Source organism: Rhodococcus sp. FG69 (assembly GCF_057808915.1).
In genome coordinates, this window is record NZ_JBMDIX010000022.1 from 1 (window position 1) to 19,107 (window position 19,107).

At 65.0% G+C, this 19,107-nt stretch carries 14 protein-coding genes; 6 read left to right on the forward strand and 8 right to left on the reverse strand.

Annotated elements, in window-relative coordinates:
- Window positions 1–69: 69 nt before the first annotated feature.
- Complete coding sequence (locus ACODSO_RS17690) at window positions 70–891, reverse strand: hypothetical protein (protein WP_489038081.1); 822 nt, start codon at window positions 889–891, stop codon at window positions 70–72.
- 66 nt (window positions 892–957) lie between these two features.
- Here ACODSO_RS17690 and ACODSO_RS17695 point away from each other — a divergent pair, with 66 nt between their 5' ends.
- The 3 genes from ACODSO_RS17695 to ACODSO_RS17705 all read left to right on the forward strand — a co-directional run bounded on the left by ACODSO_RS17695 (window position 958) and on the right by ACODSO_RS17705 (window position 3,666).
- Window positions 958–1,710, forward strand: coding sequence for a lysophospholipid acyltransferase family protein (locus tag ACODSO_RS17695; protein ID WP_489038082.1), 753 nt, complete (start codon window positions 958–960; stop codon window positions 1,708–1,710).
- Between the two features lie 255 nt (window positions 1,711–1,965).
- A complete protein-coding gene (locus tag ACODSO_RS17700) occupies window positions 1,966–2,403 on the forward strand; it encodes an RrF2 family transcriptional regulator (protein WP_489038083.1) in 438 nt (145 codons plus the stop codon).
- A 33-nt stretch (window positions 2,404–2,436) separates the two neighbouring features.
- Window positions 2,437–3,666 (forward strand): globin domain-containing protein, encoded by a 1,230-nt coding sequence (locus tag ACODSO_RS17705; protein WP_489038084.1) that lies wholly within the window; start codon window positions 2,437–2,439, stop codon window positions 3,664–3,666.
- Window positions 3,667–3,851: 185 nt separating this feature from the next.
- Here ACODSO_RS17705 and ACODSO_RS17710 read toward each other — a convergent pair whose 3' ends face one another.
- The 3 genes from ACODSO_RS17710 to ACODSO_RS17720 all read right to left on the reverse strand — a co-directional run bounded on the left by ACODSO_RS17710 (window position 3,852) and on the right by ACODSO_RS17720 (window position 6,161).
- Window positions 3,852–4,595: a CPBP family intramembrane glutamic endopeptidase gene (locus ACODSO_RS17710; RefSeq protein ID WP_489038085.1), complete on the reverse strand. Its 744-nt coding sequence runs from the start codon at window positions 4,593–4,595 to the stop codon at window positions 3,852–3,854.
- Window positions 4,596–4,626: 31 nt separating this feature from the next.
- A complete protein-coding gene (locus ACODSO_RS17715) occupies window positions 4,627–4,764 on the reverse strand; it encodes a hypothetical protein (RefSeq protein ID WP_489038087.1) in 138 nt (45 codons plus the stop codon).
- A 65-nt stretch (window positions 4,765–4,829) separates the two neighbouring features.
- Window positions 4,830–6,161, reverse strand: a complete 1,332-nt coding sequence (locus tag ACODSO_RS17720) for an RNA polymerase sigma factor (RefSeq protein WP_489038088.1) — start codon at window positions 6,159–6,161, stop codon at window positions 4,830–4,832.
- A gap of 98 nt (window positions 6,162–6,259) precedes the next feature.
- Between ACODSO_RS17720 and lppU the strand changes: the two genes are divergently transcribed.
- Window positions 6,260–6,901: an LppU family putative lipoprotein gene (lppU, locus tag ACODSO_RS17725; protein WP_489038089.1), complete on the forward strand. Its 642-nt coding sequence runs from the start codon at window positions 6,260–6,262 to the stop codon at window positions 6,899–6,901.
- Between the two features lie 64 nt (window positions 6,902–6,965).
- Here the strand turns inward: lppU and ACODSO_RS17730 are convergent, their stop codons facing one another.
- Genes ACODSO_RS17730 through ACODSO_RS17745 form a run of 4 tightly spaced genes read right to left on the reverse strand, consistent with a single transcriptional unit; the run spans window position 6,966 to window position 17,744 of the window.
- Complete coding sequence (locus ACODSO_RS17730) at window positions 6,966–7,769, reverse strand: ABC transporter permease (protein ID WP_489038090.1); 804 nt, start codon at window positions 7,767–7,769, stop codon at window positions 6,966–6,968.
- Window positions 7,766–8,542: an ABC transporter permease gene (locus ACODSO_RS17735; RefSeq protein WP_489038091.1), complete on the reverse strand. Its 777-nt coding sequence runs from the start codon at window positions 8,540–8,542 to the stop codon at window positions 7,766–7,768. The genes ACODSO_RS17730 and ACODSO_RS17735 overlap by 4 nt, the downstream gene beginning before the upstream one ends.
- Complete coding sequence (locus ACODSO_RS17740; RefSeq protein ID WP_489038092.1) at window positions 8,539–9,498, reverse strand: ATP-binding cassette domain-containing protein; 960 nt, start codon at window positions 9,496–9,498, stop codon at window positions 8,539–8,541. The genes ACODSO_RS17735 and ACODSO_RS17740 overlap by 4 nt, the downstream gene beginning before the upstream one ends.
- Entirely contained in the window at window positions 9,495–17,744 is an 8,250-nt protein-coding gene (locus ACODSO_RS17745; protein ID WP_489038093.1) for an amino acid adenylation domain-containing protein, read from the reverse strand. The genes ACODSO_RS17740 and ACODSO_RS17745 overlap by 4 nt, the downstream gene beginning before the upstream one ends.
- 170 nt (window positions 17,745–17,914) lie before the next feature.
- On the opposite strand from ACODSO_RS17745, the gene ACODSO_RS17750 reads away from it, so the two are divergent.
- Together ACODSO_RS17750 and ACODSO_RS17755 are read left to right on the forward strand one after the other, a co-directional pair.
- Window positions 17,915–18,742, forward strand: a complete 828-nt coding sequence (locus tag ACODSO_RS17750; protein WP_489038094.1) for an HAD family hydrolase — start codon at window positions 17,915–17,917, stop codon at window positions 18,740–18,742.
- Between the two features lie 41 nt (window positions 18,743–18,783).
- Complete coding sequence (locus tag ACODSO_RS17755) at window positions 18,784–19,101, forward strand: hypothetical protein (protein WP_489038095.1); 318 nt, start codon at window positions 18,784–18,786, stop codon at window positions 19,099–19,101.
- The last annotated feature ends 6 nt before the right edge of the window (window positions 19,102–19,107 follow it).

Genomic DNA, 19,107 nt, shown 5'->3' on the forward strand with positions numbered 1-19,107 from the left:
CGTGCAACCAGGCTCCGCCATCACCCAGGGCACCGTCCTCGCCGAACTGAAGTAGCGGGAACCGTCAGGTCAGGCCACATCTCCGATGCAGTATCCGTCGTCCCCGATGGTGAGGGTGAACACTTGGTTCTGCTCGAATCCGGAGACGTTGGTGACGTCGGCGTAGACGGTCTTGTACACCCCGTTCGTCGACGCGACGTAGACGCTGGCCGGGTTGTACGACGCCGACCCGGTGAGCCGGCCAGGATTGTTCGCCAGCGGCGGAACCGTCGGGACACCTGTTCCCTGCGGGTCCCAGATGGCGCGCTGGGAGCACACGAGCGGGTAGTCGCCCTCCAGGTCGTCCGCGCTGACCGGTGCGCCGGTGAATCGGCGTAGGTAGCGCTCCACGGCATAGGTGGCGTCGACGTCCGAGTACACCGGCTGGGTACCCGTCGGATAGACCTGCGGGCAGGCGTAGCCGGAGGCGATCTCGCTGCGCTTGACCGTGACGGTCGACACCGGTCCGGTCCAGGTGACTGCGTACTGCCCGTCGAGGCCTGGCCGGGCGGCTGCGTCGAGGATGGCGGGTACGTCTGCGTATCGCACCGGAAGCTCGCTCGGCGGCACCGTCCAACACCGGGGCGTCACCGCGGTGACGCCCCCCGCGGTGAGATCGGTGAGGAACGCCCGAAGCGCCGTCGCCGCCTGCGGGTTACCTGGCACGTCGCCGACGGTGGGTCCTGGAGTGGTGGTGGCCGGCGGCTCTGTGGTCGTCGTCGTAGTAGTCGTCGGTGTGGACGGTGAATCGGTGGGGATTCCCTGCTGGCCGTCTCCCCCGCACGCGGTGAGCGTCAGAACTGCCCCCAGCAGTCCCACACCCGTGAAAGCGATACTGCGACGCGAACTCATGTAGTTACGGACCTTCCCCACTTGGTCATCTCCCCGATACGCCTTTTGCGACTACGCTAGCCGACTGTGGAACCCGTCTATCGATCTGTCATCGGCATCGCCCGTGTGGTATTCGCCTTCGAGGGCCTGAAATTCCAGGTCGAGGGCGAGGAGAACATCCCCGCAAGTGGGGGAGCGGTCATCGCCGTCAACCACACCGGTTACCTCGACTTCACCTACGCCGGATTGCCCCCGCGAAGGGTCAAGCGGTACATCCGATTCATGGCAAAGAAGGAGGTCTTCGACAACAAGATCTCCGGCCCCATCATGCGGTCGTTGAAGCACATTCCCGTCGATCGCGGCGCGGGCGCAGAGTCCTACAAGGCAGCTGTGTCGGTTCTGCGCAAAGGCGAGCTCGTCGGTGTGTACCCCGAGGCCACCATCAGTCGAAGCTTCGAGATCAAGGAATTCAAGTCCGGTGCGGCGCGCATGGCCATCGAGGCGGGCGTTCCCATCATCCCGACGGTCATCTGGGGTGCGCAGCGGGTGTGGACGAAGGGATTCCCGAAGCGGCTCGGACGAACCAAGACTCCGATCTCGATCGCCGTCGGTGCGCCCATCGATCCGGTAGGCCCGCCGGATGTGCTCACCGAGAAGCTGCACGCGACCATGAAAGAGATGCTGCTGAGATTGCAGGAAGGGTACGAGCACGAGCCCGGTGCCTACTGGGTGCCCGCCCGGCTCGGTGGAAGCGCGCCGACGCTGGCTGAAGCCGACAAGCTCGACGCGGTTGACGTCGCTGCCCGAGCCGCCGCGCGTGAGGCCAAGAAGGCGGAATAGGGGTACCCCGACGCGCCGAGTTTGTGGCGCACCCCAAGTGACCGAATGTCTGATTCGGTCACTTCGCGAGCTGGACGCGCAGGTTGCAGCCCACGCACGCGTTGCAACTTGCGCGCTCGCTGGAACGAGCGCGTCCCCGATCGGCGGCCGCCCAACCCGCATCGGTGCTGGTACAAAAACCGCACGAAACGTGGTGTTCGAGCACACCAGGCTAAAAGTCGCATTGCCGATGCGCATTAAACTACCGTCGGTTCCATGCAACTGACTCGCTTCAGCGATCTGGCCCTTCGGGCGATGATGTTGCTGGCCGCAGCCGGGCCCGACAGGCGATTGACGACCGGTTCCATCGCCACGCAGGTCAACGCATCGGAACATCATGTCGCCAAGGCAATAACTCGGTTGGTCGGACTCGACTGCGTTCGTGCGGTTCGCGGTCGCCGCGGTGGACTCTTTCTCACCGACACCGGACGGTCGATACAGGTGGGGCAGCTGATCCGCCGGCTCGAAGGTGACCGCGAGGTAGTCGACTGCACCGGCGGACAACCGTGCCCCCTCCTCGCTGCGTGCAGGCTGCGCCGTGCGCTGGCCGATGCCCACGCAGCGTTCTACTCCGAACTCGATCGGTACACGATCGACGACCTGGCCGCATCGCCGTTCCTACAGCTGACGATCGCGACCGCTCCGCAGCCCTGACGGGCTCCACCAGCTCCAACGAAGGGAACAGCCATGTCCATTTACTATCCAGCAGACCTCGACACCGATCTCGAACCCGAGCACGCCGACATGATTCGGGCGACTCTGCCGCTGGTCGGCGCGAACATCGACACCATCGCGAGCGTCTTCTATGCCCGCATGTTTCAAGCCCGCCCCGAGTTGCTGCGCAATCTCTTCAACCGCGGCAATCAGGCGCAAGGCGCGCAGCAGCGAGCGCTGGCGGCGTCGATCGCAACGTTTGCCTCCCATCTGGTCGATCCCGATCTGCCTCATCCCGCCCAAATGCTGACGAGGATCGGGCACCGCCACGTGTCGTTGGGCATCACCCCGGATCAGTACTCGATCGTGCACGATCACCTCTTCGCCGCCATCGTCGAAGTACTCGGCGCCGAGACCGTAACTGCGGAGGTCGCTTCGGCATGGGACCGCGTCTACTGGATGATGGCCGACACTCTCATCGATCTGGAACGTCGGCTCTACGAGGATGCCGGGGTCGACGCTGGGCAGGTCTTTCACCGGGCCACGGTGTCGCGGCGGGTGGAGGACCCGTCGGGCGCGGTCGTGATCGGCGTGATCGCAGACTGGCACCTCAGCGATCAGGATCAGCCGGGTCGATACGTGTCCGTCGGAACAACCCTGCCGGACGGTGCCAGGCAGATTCGTCAATACAGCCTCGTCACGGTGGTTGCGGACAACGAACTGACTTTCGCGGTCAAACCCGTTGCGGCTACCGGGGGTTGCCCTGCCGGTGAGGTCTCGACGTGGATCGCAGACAACGTGCGCCCCGGCGACGTGCTCGATGTCAGCATCCCGTTCGGCGACCTGCCGACCGCCGAAATCGGCTCGGAACCAGTGGTGTTGATCTCGGCTGGCATCGGGATCACCCCGATGATCGGCATTCTGGAGCACCTGCTCCATGCGGGATCGGGCTGCGAGGTGATCGTTCTGCACGCGGATGGCTCGCCGAGTACCCATCCACTGAAGAAGCGTCAACGGCAGCTGGTCGACGCTGTACCGAACGCAACTCTCGAGCTGTGGTACGAACAATCGGATCAGGACGCGACGGCACATCTGGGCCGGATGGACCTATCCGACGTTGCATTGCCTGCGGACGCACAGATCTACCTGTGCGGGAGCGGCGGATTCGTCCAGGCGGTCCGTGCGCACCTCACCGAGCGAGCGATCGACCCGGCTCGAATCCACTGCGAGCTCTTCGCTCCCGACGAGTGGTCGCTGGGCTGAGTTTGTTGGTTTGTTGTCTGCTGGGCCTCAGGGTGACCGAATGTCTGATTCGGTCACTTGGCGAGCTGAGCGCGCACCTTCCAGCCCACGCGCGCGTTGCAACCTGCGCGTTCGCTGGAACCTGCGCGCCGGGTCGATCGCACCCCGGCCACCCCGGCCACCCGGTCGCAAACGGCAATGAGCGGCTACGACGTCGACGCGTGCCACACCAGCGCCGCCGCGAGGGCACCGATGCCGTTGAGCGACCAGTGCAGTGCAATGGGCGCGATGAGGGAGCCGCTGCGGTTGCGGAGCCAGGTGAAGACGAGGCCTGCTGCAGCCGTCGCCAGCACTGCAGCCACGATGCCGACGATCTGACCGAACAGGCCACCGCCGAGGAAGTTGCTCAATCCGACGTTGCCTGCGGTCAGGCCCAGGGAACTCGCGATGTGCCACAGCCCGAACAGCAGCGAACCGGCTGCGAACACTCCGCGCGCGCCGTAGATGCGGCCCAAGGTGCCGTGCAGTACACCGCGGAACGCGAGTTCCTCGGGTATGACGGTCTGCAGCGGAATGACGATCATCGACGCAACCAGGGCGGCCGAGACCGTTGCATACCTGTCGGCCATGAAGAACGGCCTCGTGATCGGCAGAAGCGCGCCGATCGCAACGACGGTGACGACCAGGCCGACGGCGGCGAGCGCGTAGATCGAACCGGTCTTCCACTGTTTCGGTGACAGGCCGAGTTCGGCCCAGCCGAGCCCCCGACGTCGGGTGAGGGCAACAAGAACTATCGCGGCGATCGGTACCGTCGCGATGCTGGCCCATACCGTCGTGAAATGCGCGATGAGATTGGTGGCTACCAGCACGAGTATGACGACGGCAACGTCGAGATAGGCGTGAAAGCCGCGTAGACGACCCGTCGCAGCGGCGTCCTGTCTCATGAGCATCCCACCTAGTGTACGGAGGAAACCTGAGAGATCAGCTGAACTGCGATCCGGCGAGCGCGTGTAGATCGGAAGGCCGGAACAGTCGTTCGGCGCATTCGTCCAGGTGGTGCTGGTCCTGGACGAACTCGTTGCGAAGCACGGACACGATCTTCGAGACGATCTGGTTCATGGGCTTTCTCCTCACTCGTCGTTACCCCTGTAGGAGTGTCAGGGCAGGCGAGCAGTAACAACTTTTCAGCGAGGAGGTTCCGGACTCCGAGTGGTGGTGCGCGTCGTCGTGGTGGTTGTGGTCTCGTCAGCGGTCGTCGTCGTGGTCGTCGTAAGGGTGGTGGTGACCTGAGTAGTGCTGGTGGGTTGCGTTGCTGTCACGGTGGTCGTTATCTGCTGAGCGGGGGTGGTGACGACCGGCACAGGTTGTACCGGCACCGGGCGAGCGCTGGTGACGGGTAGGGGTGGTGCTACGGGAGCGAGAGACGCGCTCGGTGGTTCGTCGGCGGAGGAAATGGGCGCGGGTTGAGCCGGGAGGACCGGAATTGACGGGGGCGTGTCGACGACGTCGAACTGCGCTGGAATCGGTGGGGTGCTCGTTGCGGGTTCGATCGCGAGAATTCCGACCCCGGCGCCGACGGCGAGCAAGGCTGCACCGGCCCCGGCGAACCACACCCCGCGCTGCGAGCGTCGAGCTTGCGTCGGGAAGCCTTCTCGATCGAGTGGATCGATTCGGGTGGCAAGGGCGACGAGTTCGACGTCGGCCTGCGCAGCTCCCATGATTCGATCGCGTAGCCAGAACGGGGTGATCGCCAACGGGAAAAGACCGAGTAGGACCGCGGCCCGGAACTTTCGATCCTTGATGCCGCTGCAGATCGCACACTTGTCCATGTGCCGGCCGATTCGCTTGCGCCACAGCGGAGTGAACTCTCCGTCCCACGATGCGAGCAGCTCGTCGAGACCGTCGCACGCGTTGCCGCGTTCCTGCGCCACCAGCAGCACCGACAGCGACCGCTCGAGTTGGGTGCGCGCACGGGAGGTCAGCGTGCTCGCCTGGTTCATGCCGATGCCGAGGACCGCCGCGACCTGAGCGTTGTCCAGGTCGTGCCGGATGCTCAGCTCCAGCACCTCGCGATCCTTCGGGCTCAGCCCCGCCGCAGCGGCCGCAACCAACGCACGGATGTCGTGTTCCTCGGCGGCAGACTCGGTCTCGTGCGGCGCCTCGAGGTCGAAGCTGTCATCGAGCGGCACACTTCTCTTGCTCAGGCGCAGATGACGTAGGCACTCGGACCGGACGATGGCGTACAACCACGGCCTGAAACGGTCAGGGTCGCGCAGCTGCGTGATGCGCTGCGAAGCAATCAGCAGAGCGTCGTGTACGACGTCCGCAGCGGCATCGGTGTCCCGCAGCATGCCGCAGGCGTAGGTATACAGGTGTTGGGCGTACCGGTCGTAGGCCTCGCCGAGCGCGGAGAGATCTCCTGCGACAAGGGCAGCGACGATCGGCGCATCACCGAACTCCGAGCTGCGCGCGTGCGCACCGTCCATCGCCATCACCTCCAGAACCCGGCTGCTCATTCTAAACGGCCAGTCGGAAAATAGTTGTTACAGATTCCGCACCCGTTTACTCCTACCTTCGAACGCGGCAACCGGCCGCAGGAATAGAAGGACCGACAATGAACATCAACCGTATTCATGCCTGCAGCGGATTCGCCGGAATCGCCGTTGTACTGATTGCCGGCTGCACGTCCACGTCGACGCAGGACTCGGTGGACGCCGCGGCATCATCCGTCGCCTCGGCCGCCAACGTGGCTGCCTCGTCGGCGAACCAGGCTGCCGAGCAGGCGCGCACAGCGATCGAGGAGGCTACCGAATCCGCGGCGCAACTCCAACCCGACCTGGGCGGGAACCTGGGAATCGACGTCGAGGTCGGAGACTGCATTCTCGCGTCGGGAACCTTGGACGACGCGGCCGCACTGCCTGCACCATGCGGCACGCCGGCGTCGAACTACCGAGTGATCGGCAAGGCCCCCACCAACGCCGAATGCGTGTCCGACGCCGACACCTACTACTACGAGGAACTCGTGATCGGCGGCGAACAAGGCGCGCTGTGCCTCGACGTCGATTGGGTGATCGGCGACTGCATGGACGTCAGCGGGGAAATGGCACAACGAGTTCCGTGTGAGGGCGGCACCGCCGCACGCGAGCGGGCGACGGAAATCGTCCTCGATGCGGTGGACGCGGATTCCTGCCCCGATGGCGGCTACGCGCACCCGGAGCGGAAGTTCACCGTGTGCACCGAGACGCTGACCAGCTGAGTTAGCCCACGCGGAGCGCCCAACGTCCCTGGCGCGGAGCGCCCGACGCTACTGAAGCCCGTGACTACCGCGGCACGGTCGCCCGACGCAGCCCGCGCAAGGCAGGTACGACGGCGACAGCGAAGATGACCGACGACCAGGCCGCGGCCTTCAGCAGCGGTGCGCCGGCGGGCTCACCGAGCGCGAGAGCTGTCATCGCCTCGATAGCGCAACTCATCGGCTGGTTCTCCACCAACGGTTGCAACCACGTCGGATAGGCCGCGAGCGGGACGAATCCGGGGTTGAAGAACATCGCCAGCGAGCACAGAAGCGAGACCGATTCGACCAGCAAGGTTTTGCCCAGCGTGAACGACGCGGCAATGACGGCGGTGGCGAACGCGATACCGAACATCAGGGGCACCGCGACGAAGGCGAGCACGGAGTACACGGAGCCGGAGAACAGGGAGCCGGAGAACCGGAAGCCCAGCAGCAGACCGAGGCCGGTGATGAGCGTCGTCGTGGCAAGAATTCGCGCTCCCTCCGACGTCACCCGTGCGGCGAGACCCGAGGCGCGGTGGATCGGCAGCACCCAGAATCTCGCGAGAATTCCTGCATCCCATTCCCGGCCGAGCGTCACCGCCCCGGCGACCGCACCGAGCATGGCGCTCAGCAGTGCGGTCATGGGCACCGTGCCGTACAGCGAATCGTGGCCCGCGAACGCGGAAACCTGGCGGCCTAGAACAATATCGAGGATCACCAGCATCGACGCCGGATAGACAATCGACTGCACGAGAGACATCGGATTGCGAAATAAATGCAGCAGCATCCTCTGGTTCTGGATCAGGGTTTGCGGGACGAACACCGCCGCAGAGTTTTCCGTCGTGGTCATGAGCGTCTCGCATTCAGCAGCAGGGACAGGGGAGTGCAGATCACGAGCAGGGCCAGCAGCCACAGCAGCGCCGGCGTCAGGCTCGCGCCGGTGGCGGTGCCGTCGGCCAGATCACGCAGCGCAGTCGTGAACTGGGACACCGGTTGATTGCGGACGAACGGTTGCACCCACGTCGGAAACTGTTCCAGCGGTGCGAAACCACTCGACAGCATGCCGAGCACCAGTTGGGGCAGGATCAGGCTCTGGGTGGTCGCCTCGGGGTTCCTGGACGCAGTGCCGATCACGTCCGCACCGAGGATGAGAGTGACAGCGATGAGCGCGACAAAGACCACGAACAGAGCTGTGTCGGTAGTACTTCCAGCGAATCGGAATCCGATCGCATAGCCGCATCCCAGCGCGAACGTCAACGATACGACGCATTTCGCCATCCCGGACGCCACCCGCGAACCCAGCGGAACGAGACGTGCAATGGGCATCGACGCGAATCGTCTGTTGATGCCGTCGACCGCGTCGGTTGCGGCGAGAAATGCGACCGAAATGGCGGTGAAGGCGATGGCTTGCAATACAATCAACGGCATCAGGAACTGGCCGAAGTTGTCCACCCCGTTCCCGAACATCGAAATCACCTTCTGCAGCGGAACGTAGAAGCTGACGGTGAAGACGATCGGGGCGATGATCGCTGTGACTGCCTCACCCCCGCGAACGGCGCTTCGCAGAGTTCGCGCGGTCAGTACCCACCACTGTGTCGTACTCGAACGTACCGGCGCAGTCACGACGCCACCGCCACAACTGCGGGACGGCCGGTGAGAGAGAGGAAGACCTCGTCGAGGGAAGGGCGCCGCAAGGCGATATCGACCAACTCGATGTCGAAGTCGTCGAGCCGTCGGAGCACCTCGGTGAGGGTCCGGGCGCCGTCGGGTGCCGGGATCGACACGCGATCGGTGTCGGACACGACGATCTCGTTCGCGCACATCGACTGCAGCACATCCGCGACGACGGCAAGTTCGTGGGGATGGAGCGGAACCACCTCGCAGAAGCTGCCACCGGTACGGGCTTTGAGTTCGGCCGACGTGCCCTCGGCGACAACGGTTCCGTGATCGACGACCACGATGCGGTCGCTGAGAACGTCGGCCTCCTCCAGGTACTGCGTGGTGAGCAAGGTGGTGATGCCCTGGTCCGCGAAGCCGGCCACCAGGTCCCACACGACTTGCCTGCTCCGTGGGTCGAGCCCGGTGGTCGGTTCGTCGAGGAAGACGACCTGAGGGGGAACGACGAGCCCGCATGCGATGTCGATCCGGCGTCGCATCCCTCCCGAGTAGCGACCGACCCTGCGGTCCGCGGCGTCTGTCAGGTCGAACTCGTCGAGTAGCTCGTCTGCCCGACGCTTCGCTGCGTGCTTCGTCAATCCCATGAGGCGCGCGAACATGACGAGGTTCTCGTAGCCGGTGAGTGTCTCGTCCAGCGACGCATGTTGGCCGGTCAACATGATCGATGCTCGGACGGCAGCGGCTTCGGAGACGACGTCGTGACCGGCCACGCGGGCGGTCCCTGAATCGGGCGTGACGAGGGTGGCGAGCACACCGACGGTGGTGGTCTTTCCTGCTCCGTTCGGACCGAGAACGGCCAGCACTTCCCCTCGTTCGGCGGCGAAGTCGATGCCGCGCAGGGCCTCGACAGGGCCGAACGACTTGCGGAGCCCTGCTACTTCGATGGACAGTTCGGTGGTCATGCGATTCTCCGTTCGTCGGTGGGCGAGAGCTGTTCCTGCAGAGTCGATGAAATTATCTGCACCGCAGCAGGTTCCATCATTCGATCGTGCACTGTGTCGACCGGATGGTCGTCGATGCGGCCGGTGACGAACGGGGTCCAACTCGCTGCCGCCGTGGAAGATCCGTCTTCGCTCGAGGCGCTGAAGAACAGCACGTCGCCGTCGTAGATGGGCGGTCGGTAGCCACTCAGCAGCCGCAGCGCGTTGTCGTACGACCGGGCGAGGCGTTCGATGTGCTCGGGCTGTACGGCGTCGGTTCCCATCGTGTCCCGGACCAGCTGTGCCGCTGCGTCTATCGAGATGTCTTCGTGCACGTCGTCGATGCCGAGCATCGGGGCGAACTCTCGAAAGAACTCGACGGTATCGAGCGTCGGCGGCGGAGCTAGTTCGGTGAATTCGATGGTGGAATCGAGCATCGCCAGCATCGACACTTCCTCGCCTTGCTCGCGCAGCCTGGCGGCGACGCCGTGCGCCACGAAGCCACCGAAGGACCACCCCAGCAGGTTGTACGGCCCGTGGGGTTGCACCGATCGGATCGCTCGAACGTACAGTTCCGCCATCTCGTCGAGCGTTGCTGGAGTATTCGTCGAATCCGTCAGATCCGGAGACTGAACTCCGTACACGCTGCTGCCGTCCCCGAGCGAGGCTGCAAGACCCGCATAGCACCAGGCAAGGCCGGACGTCGGATGTATGCAGAACAGCGGCGACGCGTCGGAGCCCACCCGAAGTGGAACGATCATGTCGAACGGATGCGCCGAGTTATCGCTCTCGTCCGCGCCGCGAGACGTGATCCTCGCTGCCAGTCCGGCGGGTGTCGGAGCTTCGAACAGATCACGCAGCGCGACAATGGATTCCGATGAGCAATTGATTCGAGACACGACGCGAGTGGCGATGAGCGAATTGCCCCCCAGGTCGAAGAACGAATCGTCGATGCCGATCGTTTTGATCGCCAGCACGTCGACGAAGGCGTCGACGACGACGGATTCCAACGATGTCCGCGGTGCGCGGTAGCGACGTTGCCGACCGGAGAAGTCCGGTGCGGGCAGCGCGCGTGTGTCGATCTTGCCGACCGGCGTGAGAGGGATGGCGTCGAGGACCTGGACGAGCGTCGGGACCATGTAGCCGGGCAGCCGTTCGGTGGCGTGCCCGCGCACGATCTCTGTGTCGAAGGTACTGGAAGACGGTAGCACATAGGATACGAGAACCGTTGTGCCGGAGGGTCCACGGACGCCCACGGTAACGGCGAACTCGACGCCGGGTACCTCGGTGAGCACCGCGTCGACTTCTCCGAGTTCGACGCGAAACCCGCGGATCTTGACCTGGAAGTCGGCGCGACCGAGGTAGTGCAGCGTGTCTTGGTCCCACCGTACGACGTCACCGGTCCGGTACATCCGTGCTCCCGGTTCACTGGGGTGGGCCACGAAGCGTGACGCAGTCAGCTCGCTTCGGTTGCGATATCCCCGCGCCACAGCAGGCCCCGCGAGATACAGCTCGCCGGCAACACCCTCGGCGACCGGACGCAGCCAGCTGTCGAGTACGAGGATCGACGCACCGAGTATCGGTACTCCGATGTCTGGACGTGAATTCGGATGCAGGGGAGCCGAACCCGTCGCCCAGATCGTGAATTCGGTCGGTCCATAGTGATTGAGCATGATTCGTCCCTCGGACCACCGATCGACGACGTCGTGGCTCACCGCCTCACCTGCGACCGCGAGAACCCGCACGCAGTCGGCTGGTTCGACGGTGGCCAGTGCTGCCGGAGTGATCACCATGTGCGAGACCTGCTCGTCGACGACGAGTGCGGTGAGGTCGTCGCCCGCCATCACCGTCGGGGGCGCGATGACGAGGGCAGCGCCGTTGCCGAAGGCCATCATCGCCTCCGAGACGGAGGCGTCGAAGCTCGGTGACGCGAAATGGAGCACACGTGAGTCGGCCTCGACCCTGAACTCTTCCGTCTGTGCGGCAACGAAGTTCGCCAGACCTCGATGCGACACTTCGACAGCCTTGGGGACGCCGGTCGAACCGGACGTGAAGATCAGGTACGCCAGGTTGTCAAGGTGCGGCACTGCCACCACCGACGAGTCGACGGCGGGCCGAACCGCAGCGGCGTCGATCCAGGTCGTGTCGGTCACGAGGGTCGGGAGAACGCCGTCCACCGTCAGACCGATACGGGCGCCACAGTCGACGAGCATACGGTCGATGCGATCGGCGGGCAATGAAGGATCGATCGGCACGAAAGCAGCACCGGTCTTGGCGACCGCCCACGTCGCGACGATGGACTCGGTCGAACGCGGGATCGCAATTGCCACAATCACTTCCGGATCGGCCCCGTGCTCGAGGAGAACGTGCGCCAACCGGTTCGATGCGTCGTCGAGCTCCCGATACGTCATCGTGGCACCCTGGAACGTCACGGCCGTCCGGTCCGGGTGGCGCTGTGTCGTGGCGCGGAGAATCTCGGGGAGGGTCCGCGGGAGCACGCCGTGCCCACCGTGCACGATGGCGGTGGACGTGGCAGCGTCCAGCGCGGTTACCGGTAGATCCGGTTCGGCCGAGATGCGGGTCAACAGTGACACGCACTGGTCGACGAGTGTGTGCGCCCTTTCGTCGTCGATTACGTCGAGTAGATATTTGAGCGTGATCTGGATGGAGTCACCTGGAATGATCAACAGGCTCAGCGGATATGGGGTGGCGTCGGTTCCCTCGGCGTCGAGAACCCGCATACCGGCGAGATCGAGGGACTGGGCCAGCGCGGCGCGGTCCACCGGGTAGGACTCGAACACGGTGATGGTGTCGAACAATTCCGGCAGCCCGGCCACTTCGTGGATTTCACTGAGTCCGATGTACTGGTGGTCGAGGAGGGCCGATTGTTCCTGCTGCACGCGAATCATCAGATCTGCCAGAGTCTCTCGCGGGTCCAGGCGGATGCGCACGGGCACGGTGTTGATGAACAACCCGACCATCTCCTCCACGCCCGGTAGGGCAGGCGGGCGACCCGACACCGTCCCACCGAACACGACGTCGGTACTGCCGGTCATCGACGCCAACAGGACGGCCCACACAGTCTGGATGGCCGTGTTGATCGTGATCCCGTGCGATCGGGCGAGGCCATGCAGAGCAGCCGTCACCTCGACTCCCAAAAGTCTTGACTTCTCACCGGCCGCTGCGTCGGCGGCCAGTCGGCCGGTCGGCGCGATCAAGGTCGCCGACTCCACCCCGGTGAGTGCGGTCCGCCAGGCCAGTCTCGAGGCGGCCCGGTCCTGGTCGGCCAGCCAGCCCAGGTATTCACTGTACGACCGGGCTGGGCGTAGGCCGCCGACTCCGTCGAACGCGGCATACAGGCTCAGGAGTTCCTGCACCAGCAGCGGCGTCGACCACCCGTCGAGCAGGATGTGGTGGTTGGTCATCAACAGTCGGTAGCCGTCGTCGGCGGTGCGGATCAACGCGAACCGAATCAACGGGGGATCTGTCATGTCGAAGCGCATCGAGCGGTCGAGTTCGAGGATCTCCGCTACAGCGTGTTCTGCGTTGGGTACGCTTCGGAGATCGGTTTCCGTCCAGCTGATCTCGAGTCCGTCGAGGACGAGTTGCCGAGGTCCCGAATCGGAGTCACGGAACGCAACTCTGAGATTCTCGTGGCGATCGACGAGTGCCTGCGCAGCGTCGTGCAGCCGGGAAGCATCGACGACGCCTGCGAGCGTGAGGACGGACTGGACGACGTAGCTGTCCGGACCTTCCGCGTCGAACATCGCGTGGAACAGCAGGCCCTCCTGCAGCGGTGAGAGAGGCCAGATGTCTGTCAGAGTCGGGAATTCGCTCTCCCAGGACTCGATCTGGTGCTGAGTGGTCGAGACCAGGGCGAAGTCCGACGGCGAGTGCCGAACCGAGTTCTCGGTGGCCGCATGGGATGCAAGTGCGGACACTGCACGCAGCCACAGCAACGCGAACTGGTCGATATCGTTCGAATTGAAAAGCCCTGTAGCATAAGCGAAGTTGGCCACAAGTTCGGAAGACGTGCCGTTCATCTCGGCTATGACGTTGATGTCGATCGCAGCGGGGAGCGGCATGGCCTCGTCCTGGCGCGAGCTGAATCGTTCCGGCATCCAGGGTGAGTCGGAGTCGGTCCGAACCCGGCCGAGGTAGTTGAACGACACCTGCGGCGCGATGTCGATATCGTCGACGCCCGCAAGGTAGCGCAGGATCCCGTGACCGATTCCGTGGTCCGGGATGGACGCCAGCGTTTCCTTGACGGCTTTCAGCGCGGCGCCGGCGGCCGACCCTCCGGCGAACGCGTCGTCGATGTCGATGTCGATGAGGTCGAATGCCACCGGGAAGACGGTGGTGAACCAGCCGACCGTGCGAGCGAGGTCAGCGCCCGGAACGACCTGCTGCTCCCGGCCGTGGCCTTCCAGCGTGACGACGGTCGTGGGCCGCTGGCGCCAGGCGCTGACGGCCATCGCGAGCGCAGTGAGCAGCCCCTCGTTGGGGCCGCAGTTGAATCGGTCGGGGAGAACGGTCAGCAGGGTTTCGGTCACCTCGGCGGGCACGTTCACCGAGATGTCTGCTCGAGTTGTGGTGACATCGAGTTCGCGGTCGAGTGCACGGGAGCCGAGCAAGGGATCGGGAATCTGGGCGATGGTGGACCACATCTCGGCTTCCGGCATGCGGGTCGGCGCGTGCTCGACGAGACCGTGTGCCCACCGTCGCAGCGACGTGCCAGTTTCCTGGAGGGAACCGCCGCTGGCCGCAGTAGCGAAGTCCGGCAGCAGGATTCGCCACGACACACCGTCCACCGCTACGTGATGCAGGACGATCCACATCTTGTTGCCTATCCGCACGAACTGGACTACATTGCCCGCCGCAGGGTCGAGACGGTCTGCGGCGCGGTCGAGTGCAGCATCGAGGTCACCCCTGTCGAAATCGACCGTGTACACGGTCGTGGCGTCGACCGATCCGACCGGCAAAATCTCGTGGGATTCGCAGATTCGAGACCGCAGGGCATCGTGGTGGTCGATCACCTGAGCAGCCGCCGCGATCACGGTCTCGTCGGTGATGTTCTCGGGAAGTGTGATCAACACCGCCTGGCTGTAGGTCCGGAAGTTCCCGGAGCGCAGCATGTCCGCAACGATGGGAGTGGTAGGGACGGTGCCTGTTCCACCCCCGGGGAGCTCGGTGAGTGCCGGTGCCGATACCGCATCGGCGGCAACCTCTGCGAGTCCAGCGACAGTCTTCCGCTCGAAGACGTCGCGTGCAGTGAAGACCAGCCCTGCAGCCCGGCCGCGGGAGACGAGCTGAATGGATATGATGCTGTCCCCGCCGAGCGCGAAGAAGCTGTCTTCCGCGCCGACCTCGTCGACACCGAGGACCTGCTGGAACAAGTTCGCGAGTGTGCGTTCGCGATCTGTCGACGGTGCGCGCGAGGGCGCGTGTGTTGCGAAGACCGGTGTTGGCAAAGCCTTTCGGTCGACCTTGCCGACGGGTGTCAGTGGAACCGCGTCGAGAACCATGATCGAGGACGGAACCATGTATGCCGGTAGTGCGCCGGTGAGGCGGGCGGTCAGCCGGGACGTGACGAGGGGACCACGGATAGTGGGTACGACGTACGACACGAGAACTGTTGCGCCGGAGTCGGTCGTGTGCCCGACCGTCATGACGAAGTCCAGTGGTGCACCTTCGGACTCGGCAGCGCTCGACAGGGCGGCGTCGACTTCGCCCAGTTCGATGCGGAACCCGCGGATCTTGACCTGGAAGTCGCTGCGACCGACGTATTCCAGTTCCTCGCCGACCCATCGCACGAGGTCGCCGGTGCGATACAGCCGGGCCCCGGGGTCGGCGGGATTGGCGACGAAACGGCTCGACGTCGCTGCAGGACGGTCATGGTAGCCGCGTGCGATGCCCGCGCCCGAGAGATACAACTCGCCCGTTGCGCCTGCAGGGACGGGCTGCAGCCACCGATCGAGGACGAGCGCGGAGGTGCCGCGAATGGGGCCACCGATGCTGACCGGCTTCTCGGCCGTCATCGGTGTACTGAAGGTCGAGGTGACGGTCATCTCGGTGGGGCCGTACCCGTTGAACATCTGCCGGTCGCCTGCCCACCGGGCGCGAAGCTCCGGCGGGCAGGCGTCGCCACCGACGACTACATGGGTCAGGTCGGGTAGGTCTGTGGGCGCGAGCGTGCCGAGAACTGCAGGGGTGACGTCGATATGCGTGACGCTGTGTCGGCGAAGTAGTTCCGTCAGGTCGTCGCCGCCGAACACTCCGGGTGGAACCACGACGGCAGTGGCAGCGGCACCGAACGTCAGGAGCAGTTCCGACAGCGATGCGTCGAAGCTGGGTGAATAGCCATGTGTCATCCGGGATGTCGAGGACAGTGCGAGCCGTTCGATGCCGTCGGAGATCAGATCGGCGATACCGGCGTGCGTGACGACGACGCCCTTCGGCGCTCCGGTCGACCCGGATGTGTAGATGACGTAGGCCGCGCTGCGGGGGTCGATGGTGCTGTGTCGATCGGAGTCCGTCACTGGATCCGACGTGTAGGGGAGATCCCGGTTCACGTATTCGGTATCGACGATCGTTCGTGCGCCCGAGTCCGCCAGCAGGTAGTCGATCCGCTCACGTGGGTAGGTCGGGTCGATCGGCACGAACGCTGCCCCGGTCTTGGCGACCGCCCACATCGCGAGGATGGACTCGTAGGACCGTGATATCGATACCGCTACCGCGCTTTCCGGTCGAACACCCTGCTCGATCAGTGCTCGTGCGAGCCGGTTCGAATGCTCGTCGAGTTCACGGTAGGTGTAGCTGCCCGAGTTCGAGACGACGGCGATCCCGTCCGGTCGCAGTGCCGCGGCGTCGGTGAGAATCTGTGGCAGCAGACGAGGCGGGCTAGCTGCGGGGCCGCGGTGGACTGGGATGCCGTCGGTCATCGCCAACCGGGAGACCGGAGTGTGCGGGTCGGTGAGAAAGCGATCCAGGAACGTCAGGAACGCAGCGTGGTGCGCGGCCAGTTCGGTGCTGGAGTACAGGGCAGAGTTTGCTTGGAAGTCGATGTGCATCGTGCTGCCACCGATGCCGGGGTAGACGTTGACGAACAGGTCGTCGATGATCCCCGAGGTCAGCACGTGGAGCCGACCGGCGAAGGGTCCGAGCATGATTCGGGTGTCGAACAGCATCATGTTGACCGACGGTCCGAAACCGGACGCGTCGACCCCGAGGTCGCGGGCGATGTCCTCCTGGCGGTATCGTTGACGCCGCAGGGCGCCGGTGAGTTCGAGTTGTGCGTCGCGCACGAGGTCGGCAACCGAGGTGTGCCCGTCGCAGCGCAGGCGGAGCGGGACCACGTTGGCGACCATGCCGCCGGACCTCCGCAGCGATGCCGTCGTACGTGCCGAGACGGGCAGGCTCAGGGTTACCTCGACACTGCCGGTGGCTCGCGCGAGGTAGGCGCCGAACGCAGCGACCGTCACCGGTGCGACGCCGGAATTCAACTCATTCGCGATCTGCTCGAGCCGTGCTGCGGTGATGGCGTCGAGTTCGCCGCGCTGTAGCAGCGGATGCGCCTCGGCCGGCGCCGAACGCCCGGCGAGGCTGACGGGGTCCGACAATCCGGCGAGGTGGTCGATCCAGTAGTTGCGGTCTGCGCTGAACCGGTCCGAGCTGCGGTACTGCCGATCGGCGTCGACGATCGCGTGCAGCGGTTCCGCCGTGGACGCCGATGCGTCGGCGCCGCCGGTGTAGAGCTCCGCGCACCGCTTCAGCAGCGTCATCGCGCCGTAGCCGTCGAGCGCGATGTGGTGGATGCGCGAGTACCAGTAGACGTGCTCGTCGCCGACCCGCAGCACCGCCATCGTGACCAGACGGTCGGTGAAGAGATCGATCGGCGCGCTGTACTCCGCTCGCATCCAGGCGTGGGCTGCAGCGATCGGATCAGGCTCGTCGCGCAGATCCACCGTCGGCATCGATTCGTCGACGTCGGGGTCCACGGTCTGCATGGGCACGCCGTCGACCTCGACGAGTCGGAGGTACCCGGTGCCGAATTCGTGGCCGGCCGTCATGGCCGCGTCGACCAGGCGTCGCGTGTCCAGATTGCCGTGGATTTCCACGAACTGGGCGATGGAGATCGGAACGTCGCCTGCCAGGTGCTGTGCGAACAAGATCCCGCGCTGGGCGGCCGAGAGGGGGAACACGGCGGCTGTGGAGGGGGAGAAGTTCATGCGTATGACGTTCGTCCGTCGAGGCCTGTGCAGACAGGCACCCTCGAGGTGATCCTGCGTCTCCCCGGGGTGAGGGGTTGCCCACCCTGGGGTGGTGTGCGCAGGAGTTGCACCTGCCGCCGAGGCACTCTGCTCCTGGGGTGCACTCCACCTAAGGCAGAATGGCGACGATGTCTGACACCGCTCGTACCCAACCCCGCCTTGTCGCCAGCGACGTCGACGGCACTCTTCTCGACGTGCACGAGAGGGTCACCGAGCGAACCCGTCGCGTCGTGACGTCGCTGGTCGCCGATGGCACCCCGTTCGTCCTGTCCACCGGACGCCCGCCGCGGTGGATCTCACCCGTCGTCGATCAACTCGGTCACGCACCGATGTGTGTCTGCGCCAACGGTGCGGTCATCTACGACAGCAACTCCGACCGAATCCTGGATGCGCAGACACTGTCGAGCGAGACGCTGCACTGGCTCGCCGAGATCGCGTACGACGCGCTCCCCGGGTGCGGACTGGCCGCCGAGCGGGTCGGTGCCAGCGCTCACGACGCGGCGACGCCGCAGTTCGTCAGCTCACCCGGATACGAGCACGCGTGGCTCAACCCGGACAACACCGAGCTCTCGCAGGACGAGGTGCTCGACGTTCCGGCCGTCAAGTTGTTGATCAGGCTCGCGAGCGCGTCGAGCGGCGACATGGTGGCCGCTTTGGAACCGCTCATCGGTGGCCGAGCGGATTTGACGTTCTCCACCGACAACGGTCTGATCGAGCTGTCTGCGCCTGGCGTGAGCAAGGCGTCGGGACTCGCCATCGTCGCCGAACGGTTGAACGTGGTCCCCGCCGATATCGTCGCTTTCGGCGACATGCCGAACGACGTGCCGATGCTGAAGATGGCAGGCCTCGGCGTCGCGATGGGCAATGCGCACCCTGCCGCTATCGCCGCCGCGAACGAAGTCACGACGACCAACGCCGACGACGGAGTGGCTCGGGTCCTCGAACGCTGGTGGTAAATCGCTGGCGCTGCCACACCGGACACAACTAATTTTGCGGAATGCCTATCCGCTTTCATGTCACGTCCGTGGCCAATCGTGAGTCGATCCAGATGCACGGCCTCGACTACCGAAAGATGGGCGCTGCCCGCGGAATCGCCGGTAGCCGACGGGCCGAGCAGCAGGGTTGCTTTCTCGCGAGCGATCCCGAGGAGCGAGACTGGTTCGTCCGGATGAACAACACCGGTGGCCCGGTCGACGTGTGGGAGGTCAGCGGAGTGGAGGACCACGAGCTCACCGTCTCGCCCGAGGGGTTCTACTATCGCCCAGGAATCATCCCCGTCGATCGAATTCGTCTCGCGCAGAGCGACATTTCCTGAAAAGAC

Coding starts and splice junctions, on each gene's coding strand:
- ACODSO_RS17690 (WP_489038081.1), bottom strand. CDS start 891: ATGAGTTCGCGTCGCAGTATCGCTTTCACGGGTGTGGGACTGCTGGGG.
- ACODSO_RS17700 (WP_489038083.1), top strand. CDS start 1,966: ATGCAACTGACTCGCTTCAGCGATCTGGCCCTTCGGGCGATGATGTTG.
- ACODSO_RS17705 (WP_489038084.1), top strand. CDS start 2,437: ATGTCCATTTACTATCCAGCAGACCTCGACACCGATCTCGAACCCGAG.
- ACODSO_RS17710 (WP_489038085.1), bottom strand. CDS start 4,595: ATGCTCATGAGACAGGACGCCGCTGCGACGGGTCGTCTACGCGGCTTT.
- ACODSO_RS17715 (WP_489038087.1), bottom strand. CDS start 4,764: ATGAACCAGATCGTCTCGAAGATCGTGTCCGTGCTTCGCAACGAGTTC.
- ACODSO_RS17720 (WP_489038088.1), bottom strand. CDS start 6,161: ATGAGCAGCCGGGTTCTGGAGGTGATGGCGATGGACGGTGCGCACGCG.
- lppU (WP_489038089.1), top strand. CDS start 6,260: ATGAACATCAACCGTATTCATGCCTGCAGCGGATTCGCCGGAATCGCC.
- ACODSO_RS17730 (WP_489038090.1), bottom strand. CDS start 7,769: ATGACCACGACGGAAAACTCTGCGGCGGTGTTCGTCCCGCAAACCCTG.
- ACODSO_RS17740 (WP_489038092.1), bottom strand. CDS start 9,498: ATGACCACCGAACTGTCCATCGAAGTAGCAGGGCTCCGCAAGTCGTTC.
- ACODSO_RS17745 (WP_489038093.1), bottom strand. CDS start 17,744: ATGAACTTCTCCCCCTCCACAGCCGCCGTGTTCCCCCTCTCGGCCGCC.
- ACODSO_RS17750 (WP_489038094.1), top strand. CDS start 17,915: ATGTCTGACACCGCTCGTACCCAACCCCGCCTTGTCGCCAGCGACGTC.
- ACODSO_RS17755 (WP_489038095.1), top strand. CDS start 18,784: ATGCCTATCCGCTTTCATGTCACGTCCGTGGCCAATCGTGAGTCGATC.